The following is a 14,318-nucleotide window of genomic DNA, read 5'->3' as shown; positions in this document are numbered from 1 at the left end:
CCTCACCTACTCAATGTTCTTTTTCCGAAGTGCCAGTATACTCTGATAAGCAGCCTCCTGCTCCGCTGCTTTCTTTGTGCGCCCGGAGCCGACTCCATATCTGTCGTCTCCGATCCGGACAGCCACTTCAAACACTTTATTATGATCCGGTCCTTTTTCTCCGAGCAGCTCATAGGACACAGGTGCTTTAAAGTTTGACTGTACAATCTCCTGCAGGATAGTCTTGCTATCATAAAAGAGCTTCTTATTTTCCAGATCTTTTAAAATAAATCTCTCAATAAACTCTTTTGCATTAGCAAAACCACCGTCCAAATAAATTGCACCGATCAGCGCCTCCATCGCATCTGATGTGACAGATTCTCTCTTTCTTCCTCCGGTTGCATCCTCACCTTTTCCGAGCAGCAGATATTTACCCAGCTCAATATCTCTTGCACAGAAAGCAAGCGCAGGTTCGCACACCATACTTGCACGCGTCTTTGTAAGCTGCCCTTCCGGCATCGTCTTGTGCAGGGAAAATAAAAATTCACTGGAAATAAGCTCCAGCACCGCATCTCCTAAAAATTCCAGACGTTCATTGCACTCGTATTTTGGAAGATGCTTCTCATTTGCATAGGAACTGTGTACCATCGCTTTTTTCAGAAGTTTATCATCCTGAAAATGATAACCGATCCGATCCTGTAACTCTTTTAACATATTATCCATAAATTATCTACCTCATAAAACGAAAAAGCCCGCTGTGGGCTTTCTCGTCTTGTTCATGCCTAGTCATTTGTTGCGTTTTTTATCTGTTCTACAGCATCTCCGACTGTAACAATCTTCTCCGCATCTTCATTATCGATCTCGATATCAAAAGTTTCTTCGATTCCCATAATAATCTGGAAAATATCCAGTGAATCTGCTCCGAGATCATCTACAAATGTAGAATCCATGTGAATATCATTCTCATCAAGATTTAATACATCTGCGATAATTGCTTTCAATTTTTCAAATTCCATATCTGTTCATCCTTTCTGCTCTTCTATCTATCCAACGGAAATTACTCCGGCTGAATACTTTCTTTGATCTTCTCATTGATCTTCTGTTCTTTAAATGTAACACACTGTATAATCGTATTGCAGATTTCCTTCGCAGTAGAGCTGCCGTGTGTCTTGACAACGAGACCGTTAAGTCCCAGAAGTGGCGCTCCTCCGTACTCGGACGAGTCAAAACTCTTCAACGCCTTCTTCAGTGCCGGTTTTACAAGAAGCGCACCGATCTTGCTTCTTAAGCTTCCCATCATGCCTTTCTTGATCTCGGAAATAAGCACACTTCCGACACCTTCGAATAATTTAAGAATAATATTACCGGCAAATGCTTCACAGACAATGACATCAGCCTGTCCATGCGGAATCTCTCTTGCCTCCACACTTCCAATAAAATTGATATTCTTCTCTCCTTTTAATAATGGGAAAGTCTCTTTTACAAGCGCATTGCCTTTCTCTTCTTCTGCTCCGATATTCACGATGCCGACTTTCGGATTCTTAATGCCGACAACATGCTCCATATAAATGGAACCCATCTTCGCAAACTGTACAAGATGAGACGGTCTTGCATCTACATTGGCTCCACAGTCAACCAGAAGGCTGACGCCTTTCTCCGTCGGGATCAGCGGTGCAAGAGGAGGTCTCTCCACGCCTTTGATCCTGCCAACGATTACCTGACCTCCAACTAGTACAGCCCCGGAACTTCCGGCAGAAACAAAGGCATCTGCCTGTCCTTCCTTCACGAGCTTCATACCGACCACAATAGAAGAATCCTTCTTACGACGGATCGCATTCACCGGCGGTTCTGCTGTCTCGATCACTTCCGTTGCATTTACAATCTCGATACGTGCTTTATCATACGTATACTGTGCAAGTTCTGCACGGATCACATCTTCTTTACCTACAAGGAGTACCTGCACGGCATCTGTTTTTTCAAGTGCCTGCACAGCTCCCTTGATCATTTCTTTTGGGGCATTGTCCCCGCCCATAGCATCCAGGGCTACTATTGTTCTATCTGTCATCTTAATTCCTCCCAGAACTACTAGAATAATTCTACTAGACATCATTATAAAAATCAATCATTTTATAATGATATAAAAAGATTGTGTCAAAAAAAATCAAGAGCGACAAACGCCGCTCTTGATTTTAACTTCATTCTCAAAATTAGTCCTGAGCAATGATTTCTTTTTTGTTGTACGAACCACAAGCTTTGCATACTCTGTGAGGCATCATTAATTCGCCGCATTTGCTGCATTTTACCAGGTTTGGTGCGCTCATTTTCCAGTTCGCTCTTCTTTTGTCTCTTCTTGCTTTTGAAGATTTATTCTTTGGACAAATTGACATAGGTTACACCTCCTTAAAATTCTTAAAAACATCGCGGATAACTGACATTCTCGGATCGAGGCCTGTATCTTCACAGCTGCAGGTACCCTCATTTAGGTTTTGACCACATACGCTGCAAATCCCTTTACAGTCTTCGCTACACAGAACTTTCATCGGCCATCCTACCAATATCTCATTATAGAGTAATTTTTCTACGTCAAGATGATATCCGTCAATATAATTATTTTCGTCTAATTGATCCGCTTCATCCGAAGCGACTTCTGCTTCTTTTGTCTCAACTTCTCTTGTAAAATCCAGTTTGAAATCAACCGGGACCTCTTCAAGACATCGATCACACGGAATTCCAATCGTCAGATTTGTCAGACCGGATACTCTCAGCTTCTGATCACCTGCATATTCAACCTGAATATGCAACTCATCTTTTGAAAGAACCGGATAAGTCTTTCCTCTGAGTCTGAATTCATCCATCGAAATCGAAACATTCTTATCCACAGATTTGTGCTGTTCAGACAAAACATTGGATAGGTCTAATAACATAATACTATCACCCCTATTCATACCTAAATTATTATATCATGGAAAATTGTTTTGTCAACTGGTATTTGAGATATTTTTCCTATGTTTGTCCACATTTTTTCAAAAGCTGCTCTAAAACACTTAATCTGTCAAGTCTTCTGTTACAGATTTAAGGTTCAGGAAGTTTGTCAGATAATCCGCTGTTCCTGTCTTCGCATCTGTTCCGGACATATTAAATCCTCCAAACGGATGCTACAATACAACAGCTGCTGTAGATTTACCGTTGAAATATAAGTTACCAACCTGGAACTCTACTTTTGCTCGAAAGTATTTCCGTCTACATAAAAAAAATATGTGCATACTGCCGAAGGATTTTTATTTATATGAAATGAATGAAATTTCCTATCACGCAACAATAAAAAATAAGCGAACAGCCACAATATTCACGGTAGCTGTCCGCTTACTCTATGATTCTGTTTTGTTATCTCTGTATTTACAGCCTGCACTATTACATTCTGTATGCGATGCGCAATTACAATTTATTTCCATTTCAGAGAATACCATCCTGAAGATTTGGAATTACCACGGTATACTTTAATATAATAAGTTCCTTTTGACCATTTGCCTAATGACTGTAAAGTATAAGAAGAATTTGAATAAATCAATGATCGAGTTCCGATCGTTCTTCCTCCCTGATATACGGTAATCTTCATTGTATCATTGGTCTTTGCTTTCCATAAAATCTTCACACTCTTCTTGCTGGTCAGTTTGAATTTGTACCAGTCTGCCTGTGAGCTTCCTGCCTGCAGTGTTCCGCTTACAGTCTTGCCTTTCTTTATTGTTACAGCTTTTCCCTTGCTCTTGCCACTCTTTTCAGAAACTTTGTAATTCTTAACTTTAAAGAAATATCCACCATTGCTGTTATAGGATGACGCTACTTTAAAATAATATGTCTTTCCTTTTGTTACTCCATAAGAAGGATTGTATCCAACCGCTGTATAATCGGAATAAGCTTTTTTCTTGCTGTTACAAAGTGCAACCTTTACTGAATATTTGCTGTCTTTGCTGGCAAATGCAGAGACATATCCCGTCTGTGTTGCTTTGAATTTAAAATAATTTGTCTGTGGCTCTTTTTGTCCAATCGCAATCTGCTTATTATGCAAAATCGTACGGTCTGCACCGTTATAGAAACCTGCTGCAGCCACAAATCCCCAAGCATCATAGACTCCATCTGAATAAGTGTTTGCATAAACATAGATTCCAAGATAATATTTTCCCGGTTTCGGGACTTTGAACATGCGGGAAGTTGTCTCTCCCAGCTCATCACAAAACTGATAAGAATCTACCGGCTTTGTTAAAGCGGAATCATAAAACAATCCGTAAGTAGCTGATTTCTGCTTTGCACCGTCTGATTTTGCCGAATAATTCATTGCGAAATCCAATGTACCTTTCGTTTTGAATGTTACAGCCTGACTGTACTGATAGTGATTGCCTACTGTTCCATTCCGGGCCGCAAGTATAATCTGACCTACTTTGTTGACACTCTCGTTTCCTGTATTCATCATGATAACCGGAATACTTCCATCTACAACTGTTGTTTTCGTTGCTTTCACAGTTGCGCTCTGTGCGCTTACCGGACTCACTTTTGCAGCCTTCACTGCCTTTACAATACTGCTCTGTGCTTCCAGACTCTGCGCCTCTGCCTTCACTGCCTGTGTATTCTGTACTTTTGTCGATGTATCTGCCGCCTGTACTACACTTCCTGAAGAAACAGTAAGGATAGCCGCTAATACAAGTGACAATACTTTGCCTTTTCTCTTCATCATAACCTCTTTCTCCTTTTCCTTTATTGTGATATAAAATCAGGGGCAATCATCGTAATATCATTCTATTTAAAATGGTATTGAGAAAAACTGTCCCTCTTTTTATTCATTATAATATAAATATCTGATTATTTCCATCTTAAAATATACCAACCGGAAGATTTTTCTGTATCTGTATATACTTTCAGATAATATGTATCTTTTGGCCATTTTCCAACGGACTTAAGTTTGTAGGAAGCATCTGCATAAGTCAACGTCTTTGTATCAATCTTTCTGCTTCCCTGATAAATAGCAAGTTTCATCTTTTCATTCGTTCTTGCTTTCCAGGAAAGTTCCACACTCCGTTTGGATGTAAGGCGGATCTTATACCAGTCCGCTCTCTTCACTCCTGTTTCCATTGTTCCTTTGATTGTGGTATTTTTCTTAATCTCCACAGCATTAGATTTACTGCTTCCGCTTTTTTCGGAAATCTTACGATTTTTTGCCACCAGCGTATAACCGCCATCTTCACTCGCCGGAGACCATACTTTAATATAGTAAGTTCTTCCCTTTGGTACACCATATGTGACACCATATTTTGCAATTGTACTCTCTGTAAGACGATTCTTCTTACTGTCATAAAGAACGATCTTATTCTTCGGATCACTTGTGATCACTGTGATATAACCGCTTTCTGTGGTTTTCATTTTAAAATAATTCGTCTGCGTTGTTTTGTGACCGACTGCAATCTTCTTATCACTGGTAATCGTACGATTATTGCCATTCCAGTAGATCGCTCCTGTCGTAAACTTCCAGGATTCGCTCTTATCTTTTGCATTGACCATTGTATAGATGCCGATATAATAGGTTCCTGCTTTCGGGATCTTTACAACGACTGTCTTGTGATCGCCTTTTTTCGTTACAACATCAACGCTTGACTTATCAATCGGATCTTCCAGGGATGCCTGCTTGAATACTCCGTAGACAACATTACGTCCCGCCGTCTTTGCTTCTGTACATTTAACAGAAAATGAAAAAGAACCCTTGCCCTGAAATTCAACTTTCTGTGAATAGAGGTATCTCTTTCCCATCGTGCCATCTGTAGTTCCGACAGAATTACCAAGTGCAACATTGCCCTGCTTGCCTTCTTCTGAACCTGTTACACCTTTGACTACCGGAATATAACTCATATTCTTCTTTGTTGTTGCTTTGGCTCTGACATTCTTGCCAGTAAGTGCTGCTTTTTGCTTTGCGGCGCCTGTCTGGATTGCAAGTTTCTTCTGGCTCTTCCCGGTATCCTTTGTCAACACGTCTGTTGTCAGCGCATTTCCTTTTTCTGCACTAACTGTCTGAAGTCTGACACCGGATGTATTTCCTGCCGCCTGTACATGACCTGCACTTGCCAGAGATGTAACACTGAGAATTGCTGTAAGTAAAACTGCTGCATACATGTTCCTTTTTTTCATTCTATATCTACCCCTTTTTATTTTATCTCCTATCTTAAGAACAAGCACATTATACTTGATATTTCTCTCAAATTCAATTCTCTTTCCGATCATTCCCGGAATCTTAAGAAAAATATTAGAAATAATGTTCTGCCTCTTCGCGCGAGTGCGCATCCTGCCGACGGCTTTATATCTGTCGAAAGCTTTATATATAACAGGAAATGCAATTTCCTATTATATATAAAGAAGGCTGCCGCTCCCGCGACAGCCTTCGATATACCTCTCAATTCTATGATCGTTCAACTATGCTGATTAAACTAATGCAACAGTCTCTCTTGCAATTGCAAGTTCCTCATTTGTAGGAATTACAAATACATCAACTTTAGAATCTGGAGTTGAGATTTTCACTTCTTCACCATGTGAATCATTTGCTTCTTTATCGATTGCAACTCCAAGGTATCCAAGGTATTCCATAACTTTCTCACGTACAAGACTTGCATTCTCACCAATTCCTGCTGTAAATGCAATTACATCCACACCATTCATGGCAGCTACATAACTTCCAACGTACTTAGCTACACGGTAGCAGAATACATCAACTGTTGTAGCAGCAATCTCATTTCCGCTCTCAGCAGCGCTTGTAAGATCACGGAAATCACTGGATAAGTTATTAGAAAGACCAAACACACCAGATTTTTTATTTAACATTGTCATAAGCCCTGCAATATCAAGGTCTTCTTTCTTAGCGATGAACTCTAAGATAGCCGGATCGATATCTCCGGAACGTGTTCCCATTACAAGACCCTCCAGTGGAGTCAGTCCCATAGATGTATCTACGGATTCACCATTCTCTACAGCACAGATACTTGCACCGTTACCAAGATGACAAACGATTGTCTTCACTGCATCATATGGTTTCCCAACAAGTTCAGCAGCTCTCTTGGATACAAAACTGTGGCTTGTTCCGTGGAATCCATAACGTCTTACTTTGTATTTGTCATAATACTCATATGGCAGACCATACATATATGCCTTTGCTGGCATTGTCTGATGGAAAGCAGTATCAAATACAGCTACCATCGGCGTACCCGGCATTAATTTCTGGCATGCATTGATACCAATCAGGTTAGCTGGGTTATGAAGAGGTGCAAGGTCATTACACTCTTCGATTGCTTTCATAACTTCATCTGTAATTACTACAGATTTGGCAAACTTCTCTCCGCCATGTACAACACGGTGTCCGACTGCCCCAATTTCCTTTAAGTCTTTTACGACACCTGTCTTGTCATCTGTCAGTGCGTCAATAACGAACTGAATAGCCTCTGTATGAGTCGGCATAGCTTTGTCAGATTTGACTTTCTCTCCGCCTGCCGGCTGATAAGTAAGGCTTCCATCAATTCCAATTCTCTCACAAAGTCCTTTTGCAAGAACCTGCTCTGAATCAGAATTGATCAGCTGGAACTTCAATGAAGAACTTCCACAGTTGATTACTAATACGTTCATAATCTTTTTTCCTCTCTTTTTTATTCTTCAGCCATACACTGTACAGCTGTAATGGCAACAACACCTTCAATGTCTTTTGCGCTGCATCCTCTTGAAAGATCATTAACCGGCGCTGCAATTCCCTGTGTTAAAGGACCGTAAGCTTCTGCTTTACCAAGTCTCTGTGCAAGTTTGTATCCGATATTACCAGCATCCAGGTCTGGAAATACGAGTACATTTGCTTTACCTGCAACCGGGCTGCCCGGTGCTTTGGATGCTCCAACTTCCGGAACGATTGCTGCGTCAAGCTGGAACTCTCCATCTAATAATAAACCTTCTTTTGCATTTTCTTTTGCAATACGTGTAGCTTCTACAACTTTGTCTACGTCAGGATGTTTTGCACTTCCCTTAGTAGAGTGTGAAAGCATTGCAACGATTGGCTCTTTTCCTGTCAGCAGTTCGAAAGAATCTGCAGAAGAAAGTGCGATTGCTGCAAGTTTCTCTGGATCCGGATTCTGCTCCAGACCGGAATCTGCAAATACAAATGTTCCGTCAGCTCCCATATCGCAATCCGGTACTACGATTACGAAGAAAGCGGATACGAGTTTTGTACCTGGTTTTGTCTTCAGGATCTGAAGGCATGGTCTTAATGTATCTGCTGTAGAATGGCATGCTCCGGATACCATACCGTCAGCATCCTTCATCTTAACCATCATAACACCATAATATAAGTAATTTGTCAGAAGAAGCTCTCTTGCCTGTTCTTCTGTCATTCCTTTTTTCTGTCTTAATTCAACAAGTTTTGCAATGTATGCGTCTGTCTTTTCAGACGTTGCAGGATCTACAATAGTAGCTCCGCTGATATCAAAAGATCCTTTGTTCTTTGCGATCTCTTCTTCGCTTCCGATCAGGATCAGATTAGCTGTTCCTTCTTTTAATACAGCTTCTGCTGCTTCATAAGTTCTGCTGTCTTCTGTTTCTGGAAGAACGATTGTCTTTTTGCTTGTTTTTGCTTTTGCTTTAATCTCATCTATGAATCCCATGATAAATAGACTCCTTTCCATATTTTCTCAGATAGGACTATTATAATACAAAGAGACCTTGCAAACAAGGTCTCTTATGTGTATTTTTTCATACATTCTGTCACTTTATCTCATTTTTTCTGTCTATATGCATATATCACGCATCTATAACTGAAATACTGCACTGACAATTGCAAAGTATACGCTGATCGTGCTGATATCTACCAGTGTTGAAATCAGAGGTGTTGCCATAATCGCCGGGTCCAGACCTACCCGCTTTGCGATAAGCGGAAGTGTACATCCAACAACTTTGGCGATCACAACGGTACAAGCCATCGTCAGACCGATCGTAAATGCCATCAGCGCATCGCCCTGCCCCATCAGCATAATTCGCAGTCCATTTACCACAGCAAGCACAATACTGATACATACTGCGATACGGATTTCTTTCCATATTACTTTCAGGAGATCCCGGAATTCAATCTCGCCGACTGCCAGTCCCCGGATCACCAGTGTTGAGCTCTGGGAACCGCAGTTTCCTCCGGTACCTGTCAACATCGGGACAAATCCTGCGAGCTGCGGCATAATGGCAAGCGCTGATTCATAACTGTTCATGATCATCTGTGTCACGGTTGCCGATAGCATCAGAAACAGAAGCCATGGGATTCGGCTCTTCACATGTTCCATAACCGTTGTCCCAAAATAAGATTCTTCATTCGGATTGACACCCGCCATGATACTGATATCTTCCGTCGTCTCTTCCTGCAATACATCCATTGCGTCATCTACTGTTACGATACCGACCATACACATCTCATGGTCTACGATTGGAAGTGCGATCAGACCGTATTTGCGGATCGTCAGTGCAACTTCCTCCTGGTCATCTGTTGTATGTGCATAGAGCATGTTTGTCTCCATGATCTCTTCCACTGTCTTCGATTCACTGGTCGTCAGTAATTCTTTGACATCTACAAGACCGATAAGCTTACGCTTTTCCGTGACATAACAGGTATAAATTGTCTCCCGGTTCAAACCGACCTGACGAATCTTCAAAATAGATTCTGCAACCGTCATCTCTTTACGGAGTGCAATATACTCCACATTCATAATGCTGCCCGCACTGTCCTCCGGATATTGCAGGAGCTGATTGATCTGCACTCTTGTCTCTTCATCTGTCACCATCAGGAGACGGTCAACAACATTCGCCGGCATCTCCTCCAGCACATCGACCGTATCATCCAGATACATCTCTTCCATGACTTCTTCCAGCTCGGAATCAGTCAGTGCATTAATCAGAATCTCACGCATGTCACTGTTCATATAAGTAAACGTCTCAGCCGCTTCTTCTTTAGCAAGAAGCCGGAAGATCATAACAAGCTGCTTCTGGTCAAAATCCTCTAAAATCTCAGCGAGGTCAACAGGATACATATTACTTTCCAGTTGTTCTTTTAATTCTTTGTACTGCCGATTTTCCAACATCTCTTTAATCTCATCTTCTGTCAGTATATCTTCGATTTCCTGGCTCATATATATCCTCCTTTCTCTCCTGAAAACAATTGTAATAAACAAAATGTGAAAATAATGACTTTTTTGACCTAAAGTCCCTTTTTATAGTATAATCAATTTCAAATAGATATACAAGGAGATTTTTTATGAAAATTGTCGGACTGATTGCTGAATACAATCCCTTTCATAACGGGCATTTATACCATATAAGAAAAGCAAAAGAAATCACCGGAGCAGACGCTGTTCTTGTTATTATGAGTGGAAATTATGTACAGCGTGGAACACCCGCGATCATGCCAAAGCATCTGCGCGCCCAGGTAGCTCTGGAAAGTGGTGTTGCCGCCGTCTTTGAACTTCCGGTCTGCTACGCAACTGGAAGCGCCGAATATTTCGCCACAGGTGCTGTTTCTTTGCTTAACCATCTTGGCTGTGTAGATGCACTCTGTTTCGGAAGTGAATGTGGAAACTATGCACTACTGGAACGTATCGCCGGGATTCTTACAGAGGAACCGGAGGATTATACCTTCTATCTGAAAGAAGCACTGCGCAAGGGGCTTTCTTTTCCGCGCGCAAGGCAGCAGGCATTATCCTCCTATTTAAAAGATGAAAATGTGGATCAGGTACTGGATGAACCGAACAACATTCTCGGCATCGAATATATCAAAGCATTATATCAGACCGGAAGCCTGATCAAAGGCTATACAATCCAGCGTAAAGAGTCCGGTTATCATGATCGGGATCTGTCCGGAAATTACAGTTCTGCCTCTGCGATCCGCAGACTCCTTGCGCAGGCCGGAAGTTCGATTCATTTAAGAAGTGACAGCATTTACGACGAACCACCGCTCTCTGATGTACTGACAAGACTGGAAGACCAGGTACCTTCTGCTTGCATTGATCTTCTTCGGGATACACACCTGATTCGGTATCCGGTATATGCAAATGATTTTTCACTTCTTCTGAAATACCGGCTTATGAACGAAACTTCAGATTCTCTTATGAAATATCTTGATATCACAGAGGATCTTGCAAACCGGATCATGAATCACATTGATGACCTGATCTCTTACGAACAGTTTTGTGATCTTCTGAAATCAAGAGATCTTACCTATACAAGAATCAGCCGGTCACTGCTTCATATTCTTTTGCAGATTAAAACCGCAGATATGCTGGATTATCAGGCTCGTGGAAATTGTCAGTATGCACGCCTTCTCGGTTTCCGAATGGATCAGTCTTCTGTCCTTACAATACTTAAGCAGACTTCTCGCATCCCATTGATTACGAAGCTAACACAGACAGACAGCTTATCAGAGACAGGGCTTTCCATGCTCCACACAGATATCCAGGCTGCTAATTTATATGAGAGTGTTTTAACTGATAAGTTTAAGATTCCATTCTTTAATGAATACAGACAGCAGATCATAAGAGTTGACACCGAATAATCCTGTTATTCAGAATGATTAACAGATTTGATACAGATTCATTCTGTTGACACAGGTTTCGGAATGATATCCAAATTAAAAATTTATTATATAAAATCATTGGACAAATAAATTTGCAAGGAAATTTTTGCAAGTATGCAGCAGATTCCCAGAGTAATAGCTCATCGGTGGTTCCCCCGGAAAATAACACACCATGCGGTAAATATAAAAAATCACAAGTGCCACAAGTGCGATTCCTGCAAGTATCTTCATACTCTTTGGCTGCCTTAACTGAAGCCTGATATAACGGTTCCAACAATAGTGAAATACAAGAATTGCAACCACATAGATAAATGGATGCATATGCCATGCTCCTTCAAAATCAAAATGCAATAGCCGGATACCGGCTCTTGTAAGTCCGCAGGACGGACATGGATATCCGGTAAGAATAATGAGCGGACAAATACTATAAATAAATTTTCTACCAAACACAAAATAGGCGATTATAACAATAATCGCCCATTTTGTTTGCTTTATATCTTTTATGAATTGTTCATATCCTTCGGATATTATCGTTTTGAAAGATCTTTTCATACGATTCTCCTGTATCCCAATTTCATAAATCTCTGAAAAAGACGTTCTTCTACAGAATGATCTTCTTCGGACATTTTGCTGCACATGCACCGCATCCGATACATTTTTCCGGATCAATATGTGCAATGTTATTCTCAACCTTAACAGCGTCGAATTTACAGATCTTCTCACACATCTTACATCCGATACATCCAACGGAACATACAGACATAACATCTTTACCTTTGTCCTTAGAGCTGCACTGTACGAGGTGTTTCTGGTCATACGGTACAATCTCGATCAGGTGTTTCGGACAAACTGCCACACATTTACCACATGCTTTACATGCTTCTTTATCTACAACAGCAACTCCGTTTACAATATGGATGGCATCAAACGGACAGGCTTTCACACATGTTCCTTCTCCAAGACATCCATAATTACATCCTTTCGGTCCTCCCGCCTGCATCATGTTCATCATAACACAGTCGTTCAGTCCGTGATATTCATATTCCTGTTTTGCTTTGTCACAGGTTCCTGCACATTTTACAAATGCTACTTCGTGTACCTGTGCACCGGCTTCCTGTCCCATGATCGCACCAATCTTTGCTGCAACCGGAGCTCCACCGACCGGACATCCTCCAACTTCAGCTTCGCCTTTCACAATAGCAGCTGCAAGTCCGGAACATCCTGCATATCCACAACCACCACAGTTGTTTCCAGGCAATACTTCAAGGATTGCTTCTTCTCTCTCATCTACTTCTACTGCAAATTTCTTTCCTGCAATACCAAGGAACACACCAATGAATAATCCGGTGCCGCCTACGATTGCAGCAGCTAAAATAATACCTGTTATACTCATAGTCTGTTTCCTCCTATATTAATCCTGAGAATCCAAAGAACGCAATTGACATCAGTGCTGCTGTAAGCAGTACGATAGGAGTTCCCTGGAATGACTCAGATACATCATTGTATTCGATCTTTTCACGGATACCTGCCATGATCACAATTGCGATTGCAAATCCGACAGAAGTACCGATACCATTGATCACACCTTCCAGAATAGAATACTCATTCTGAACGTTTGTAAGTGCTACACCAAGTACTGCACAGTTTGTTGTGATCAGAGGAAGATACACACCAAGTGCATTATACAGAGACGGCATGCTCTTCTTCAGGAACATCTCTACAAACTGTACCAGTGCAGCGATTACGAGAATGAATACGATCGTCTGCAGGTAAGAAATATTCAATGGTAACAAAATAAACTTATAAATCAAACTTGTAAAGAATGATGCGATTGTAATAACGAAGATTACAGCTCCTCCCATACCGGAAGCAGTCTCAACCTTTTTGGATACTCCAAGGAATGGACAGATTCCCAGGAACTGGCTGAGTACAACGTTGTTGACAATCGCAGATCCAATTGCGATAAGTAATAATTCTTTCATCTATGTACTCCTCCTATTCTTCGTTTCCTGTAGGGAATACTTTTCCGCCGCATCCATTACATGATGCACAGCCTTCGCCGCATCCCTTAGCTTCTACAACTTCTTTACCCCTCTTGGCAGCATTGGCTTTGATCTTGTTCTGAAGAGCAACCAGTCCTGCAAGTACCAGGAATGCTCCCGGTGCAAGAATAAAGATTGTAACCGGTACATATCCGGCTTTTCCTGCTGCTTCGTCAGCGATCGGAATAATCTGTTTACCGAAGATCTGTCCTGCTCCGATCAGCTCACGTACAATACCAATACATGTAAGACCTACAGTAAATCCAAGTCCCATACCGATACCGTCAAAGATTGACGGAAGAACCGGGTTCTTGGAAGCATAGCTTTCTGCACGTCCTAAGATAATACAGTTTACTACGATCAGTGGAATGTAAAGACCAAGTGCGTCATAAAGACTCGGTACAAAACCTTCCAGAAGAAACTGTACAATTGTTACGAATGATGCTACGACTACGATGAATGCCGGCATTCTGACTGAATCCGGGATGATCTTACGTAACATGGAAATCAGCATATTGGATAATACCAATACTACTGTTGTTGACAAACCCATACCAACACCATTGGTTGCGGATGTAGTTACGGCAAGTGTAGGACACATACCAAGCATCAGCACGAAGGTAGGATTCTCTTTAACTAAACCATTATATAGTCTTTCAGTACATCTGTTCATGTCT

Annotated in this window: 15 protein-coding genes; 1 reads left to right on the top strand and 14 read right to left on the bottom strand. The window is 41.3% G+C overall.

Annotated features, from left to right (window positions below):
- Positions 1 to 6 precede the first annotated feature (6 nt).
- The 10 genes from rnc to mgtE all read right to left on the bottom strand — a co-directional run bounded on the left by rnc (position 7) and on the right by mgtE (position 10,160).
- A complete protein-coding gene (rnc, locus tag H8S07_RS02190) occupies positions 7 to 702 on the bottom strand; it encodes a ribonuclease III (protein WP_186855341.1) in 696 nt (231 codons plus the stop codon).
- Positions 703 to 761: 59 nt separating this feature from the next.
- Complete coding sequence (gene acpP, locus H8S07_RS02185) at positions 762 to 995, bottom strand: acyl carrier protein (RefSeq protein ID WP_021861108.1); 234 nt, start codon at positions 993 to 995, stop codon at positions 762 to 764.
- Between the two features lie 41 nt (positions 996 to 1,036).
- Positions 1,037 to 2,044 (bottom strand): phosphate acyltransferase PlsX, encoded by a 1,008-nt coding sequence (plsX, locus tag H8S07_RS02180; protein WP_243175947.1) that lies wholly within the window; start codon positions 2,042 to 2,044, stop codon positions 1,037 to 1,039.
- Between the two features lie 142 nt (positions 2,045 to 2,186).
- Complete coding sequence (gene rpmF, locus H8S07_RS02175; RefSeq protein WP_005332600.1) at positions 2,187 to 2,366, bottom strand: 50S ribosomal protein L32; 180 nt, start codon at positions 2,364 to 2,366, stop codon at positions 2,187 to 2,189.
- Positions 2,367 to 2,369: 3 nt separating this feature from the next.
- Positions 2,370 to 2,903, bottom strand: coding sequence for a YceD family protein (locus H8S07_RS02170; protein WP_021861110.1), 534 nt, complete (start codon positions 2,901 to 2,903; stop codon positions 2,370 to 2,372).
- Between the two features lie 518 nt (positions 2,904 to 3,421).
- Entirely contained in the window at positions 3,422 to 4,708 is a 1,287-nt protein-coding gene (locus H8S07_RS02160; protein ID WP_117537223.1) for a hypothetical protein, read from the bottom strand.
- A 125-nt stretch (positions 4,709 to 4,833) separates the two neighbouring features.
- Positions 4,834 to 6,150 (bottom strand): hypothetical protein, encoded by a 1,317-nt coding sequence (locus H8S07_RS02155; protein ID WP_186855340.1) that lies wholly within the window; start codon positions 6,148 to 6,150, stop codon positions 4,834 to 4,836.
- A gap of 291 nt (positions 6,151 to 6,441) precedes the next feature.
- Complete coding sequence (locus H8S07_RS02150; RefSeq protein ID WP_186855339.1) at positions 6,442 to 7,632, bottom strand: acetate/propionate family kinase; 1,191 nt, start codon at positions 7,630 to 7,632, stop codon at positions 6,442 to 6,444.
- Between the two features lie 20 nt (positions 7,633 to 7,652).
- Positions 7,653 to 8,654, bottom strand: a complete 1,002-nt coding sequence (gene pta, locus H8S07_RS02145) for a phosphate acetyltransferase (protein WP_021861114.1) — start codon at positions 8,652 to 8,654, stop codon at positions 7,653 to 7,655.
- 144 nt (positions 8,655 to 8,798) lie between these two features.
- Positions 8,799 to 10,160 (bottom strand): magnesium transporter, encoded by a 1,362-nt coding sequence (gene mgtE / locus H8S07_RS02140; protein WP_021861115.1) that lies wholly within the window; start codon positions 10,158 to 10,160, stop codon positions 8,799 to 8,801.
- Positions 10,161 to 10,285: 125 nt separating this feature from the next.
- On the opposite strand from mgtE, the gene H8S07_RS02135 reads away from it, so the two are divergent.
- Positions 10,286 to 11,578: a nucleotidyltransferase gene (locus H8S07_RS02135; protein WP_186855338.1), complete on the top strand. Its 1,293-nt coding sequence runs from the start codon at positions 10,286 to 10,288 to the stop codon at positions 11,576 to 11,578.
- A gap of 96 nt (positions 11,579 to 11,674) precedes the next feature.
- Here the strand turns inward: H8S07_RS02135 and H8S07_RS02130 are convergent, their stop codons facing one another.
- Genes H8S07_RS02130 through rsxE form a run of 4 tightly spaced genes read right to left on the bottom strand, consistent with a single transcriptional unit; the run spans position 11,675 to position 14,314 of the window.
- Complete coding sequence (locus H8S07_RS02130) at positions 11,675 to 12,151, bottom strand: DUF2752 domain-containing protein (protein WP_186855337.1); 477 nt, start codon at positions 12,149 to 12,151, stop codon at positions 11,675 to 11,677.
- A 49-nt stretch (positions 12,152 to 12,200) separates the two neighbouring features.
- Positions 12,201 to 12,992, bottom strand: a complete 792-nt coding sequence (locus H8S07_RS02125) for an RnfABCDGE type electron transport complex subunit B (protein ID WP_186855336.1) — start codon at positions 12,990 to 12,992, stop codon at positions 12,201 to 12,203.
- A gap of 13 nt (positions 12,993 to 13,005) precedes the next feature.
- The gene (rsxA, locus tag H8S07_RS02120) at positions 13,006 to 13,581 is read right to left on the bottom strand and encodes an electron transport complex subunit RsxA (protein ID WP_021861118.1); all 576 of its coding nucleotides are present in this window, start codon (positions 13,579 to 13,581) and stop codon (positions 13,006 to 13,008) included.
- A gap of 13 nt (positions 13,582 to 13,594) precedes the next feature.
- Positions 13,595 to 14,314, bottom strand: a complete 720-nt coding sequence (gene rsxE, locus H8S07_RS02115) for an electron transport complex subunit RsxE (protein WP_021861119.1) — start codon at positions 14,312 to 14,314, stop codon at positions 13,595 to 13,597.
- Positions 14,315 to 14,318: the final 4 nt, after the last annotated feature.

The organism is Dorea hominis, from assembly GCF_014287705.1.
In the GTDB taxonomy this organism is placed as follows: domain Bacteria; phylum Bacillota; class Clostridia; order Lachnospirales; family Lachnospiraceae; genus Dorea_D; species Dorea_D hominis.
The sequence above is the reverse complement of the archived record's forward strand: the minus strand, read 5'-3'. Positions and strand labels throughout refer to the sequence as shown.

Excerpts from the sequence above, each read along its gene's own strand:
- rnc (WP_186855341.1), bottom strand. The coding sequence starts at position 702 with ATGGATAATATGTTAAAAGAGTTACAGGATCGGATCGGTTATCATTTT.
- acpP (WP_021861108.1), bottom strand. The coding sequence starts at position 995 with ATGGAATTTGAAAAATTGAAAGCAATTATCGCAGATGTATTAAATCTT.
- plsX (WP_243175947.1), bottom strand. The coding sequence starts at position 2,044 with ATGACAGATAGAACAATAGTAGCCCTGGATGCTATGGGCGGGGACAAT.
- rpmF (WP_005332600.1), bottom strand. The coding sequence starts at position 2,366 with ATGTCAATTTGTCCAAAGAATAAATCTTCAAAAGCAAGAAGAGACAAA.
- H8S07_RS02170 (WP_021861110.1), bottom strand. The coding sequence starts at position 2,903 with ATGTTATTAGACCTATCCAATGTTTTGTCTGAACAGCACAAATCTGTG.
- H8S07_RS02160 (WP_117537223.1), bottom strand. The coding sequence starts at position 4,708 with ATGATGAAGAGAAAAGGCAAAGTATTGTCACTTGTATTAGCGGCTATC.
- H8S07_RS02155 (WP_186855340.1), bottom strand. The coding sequence starts at position 6,150 with ATGAAAAAAAGGAACATGTATGCAGCAGTTTTACTTACAGCAATTCTC.
- H8S07_RS02150 (WP_186855339.1), bottom strand. The coding sequence starts at position 7,632 with ATGAACGTATTAGTAATCAACTGTGGAAGTTCTTCATTGAAGTTCCAG.
- pta (WP_021861114.1), bottom strand. The coding sequence starts at position 8,654 with ATGGGATTCATAGATGAGATTAAAGCAAAAGCAAAAACAAGCAAAAAG.
- mgtE (WP_021861115.1), bottom strand. The coding sequence starts at position 10,160 with ATGAGCCAGGAAATCGAAGATATACTGACAGAAGATGAGATTAAAGAG.
- H8S07_RS02135 (WP_186855338.1), top strand. The coding sequence starts at position 10,286 with ATGAAAATTGTCGGACTGATTGCTGAATACAATCCCTTTCATAACGGG.
- H8S07_RS02130 (WP_186855337.1), bottom strand. The coding sequence starts at position 12,151 with ATGAAAAGATCTTTCAAAACGATAATATCCGAAGGATATGAACAATTC.
- H8S07_RS02125 (WP_186855336.1), bottom strand. The coding sequence starts at position 12,992 with ATGAGTATAACAGGTATTATTTTAGCTGCTGCAATCGTAGGCGGCACC.
- rsxA (WP_021861118.1), bottom strand. The coding sequence starts at position 13,581 with ATGAAAGAATTATTACTTATCGCAATTGGATCTGCGATTGTCAACAAC.
- rsxE (WP_021861119.1), bottom strand. The coding sequence starts at position 14,314 with ATGAACAGATGTACTGAAAGACTATATAATGGTTTAGTTAAAGAGAAT.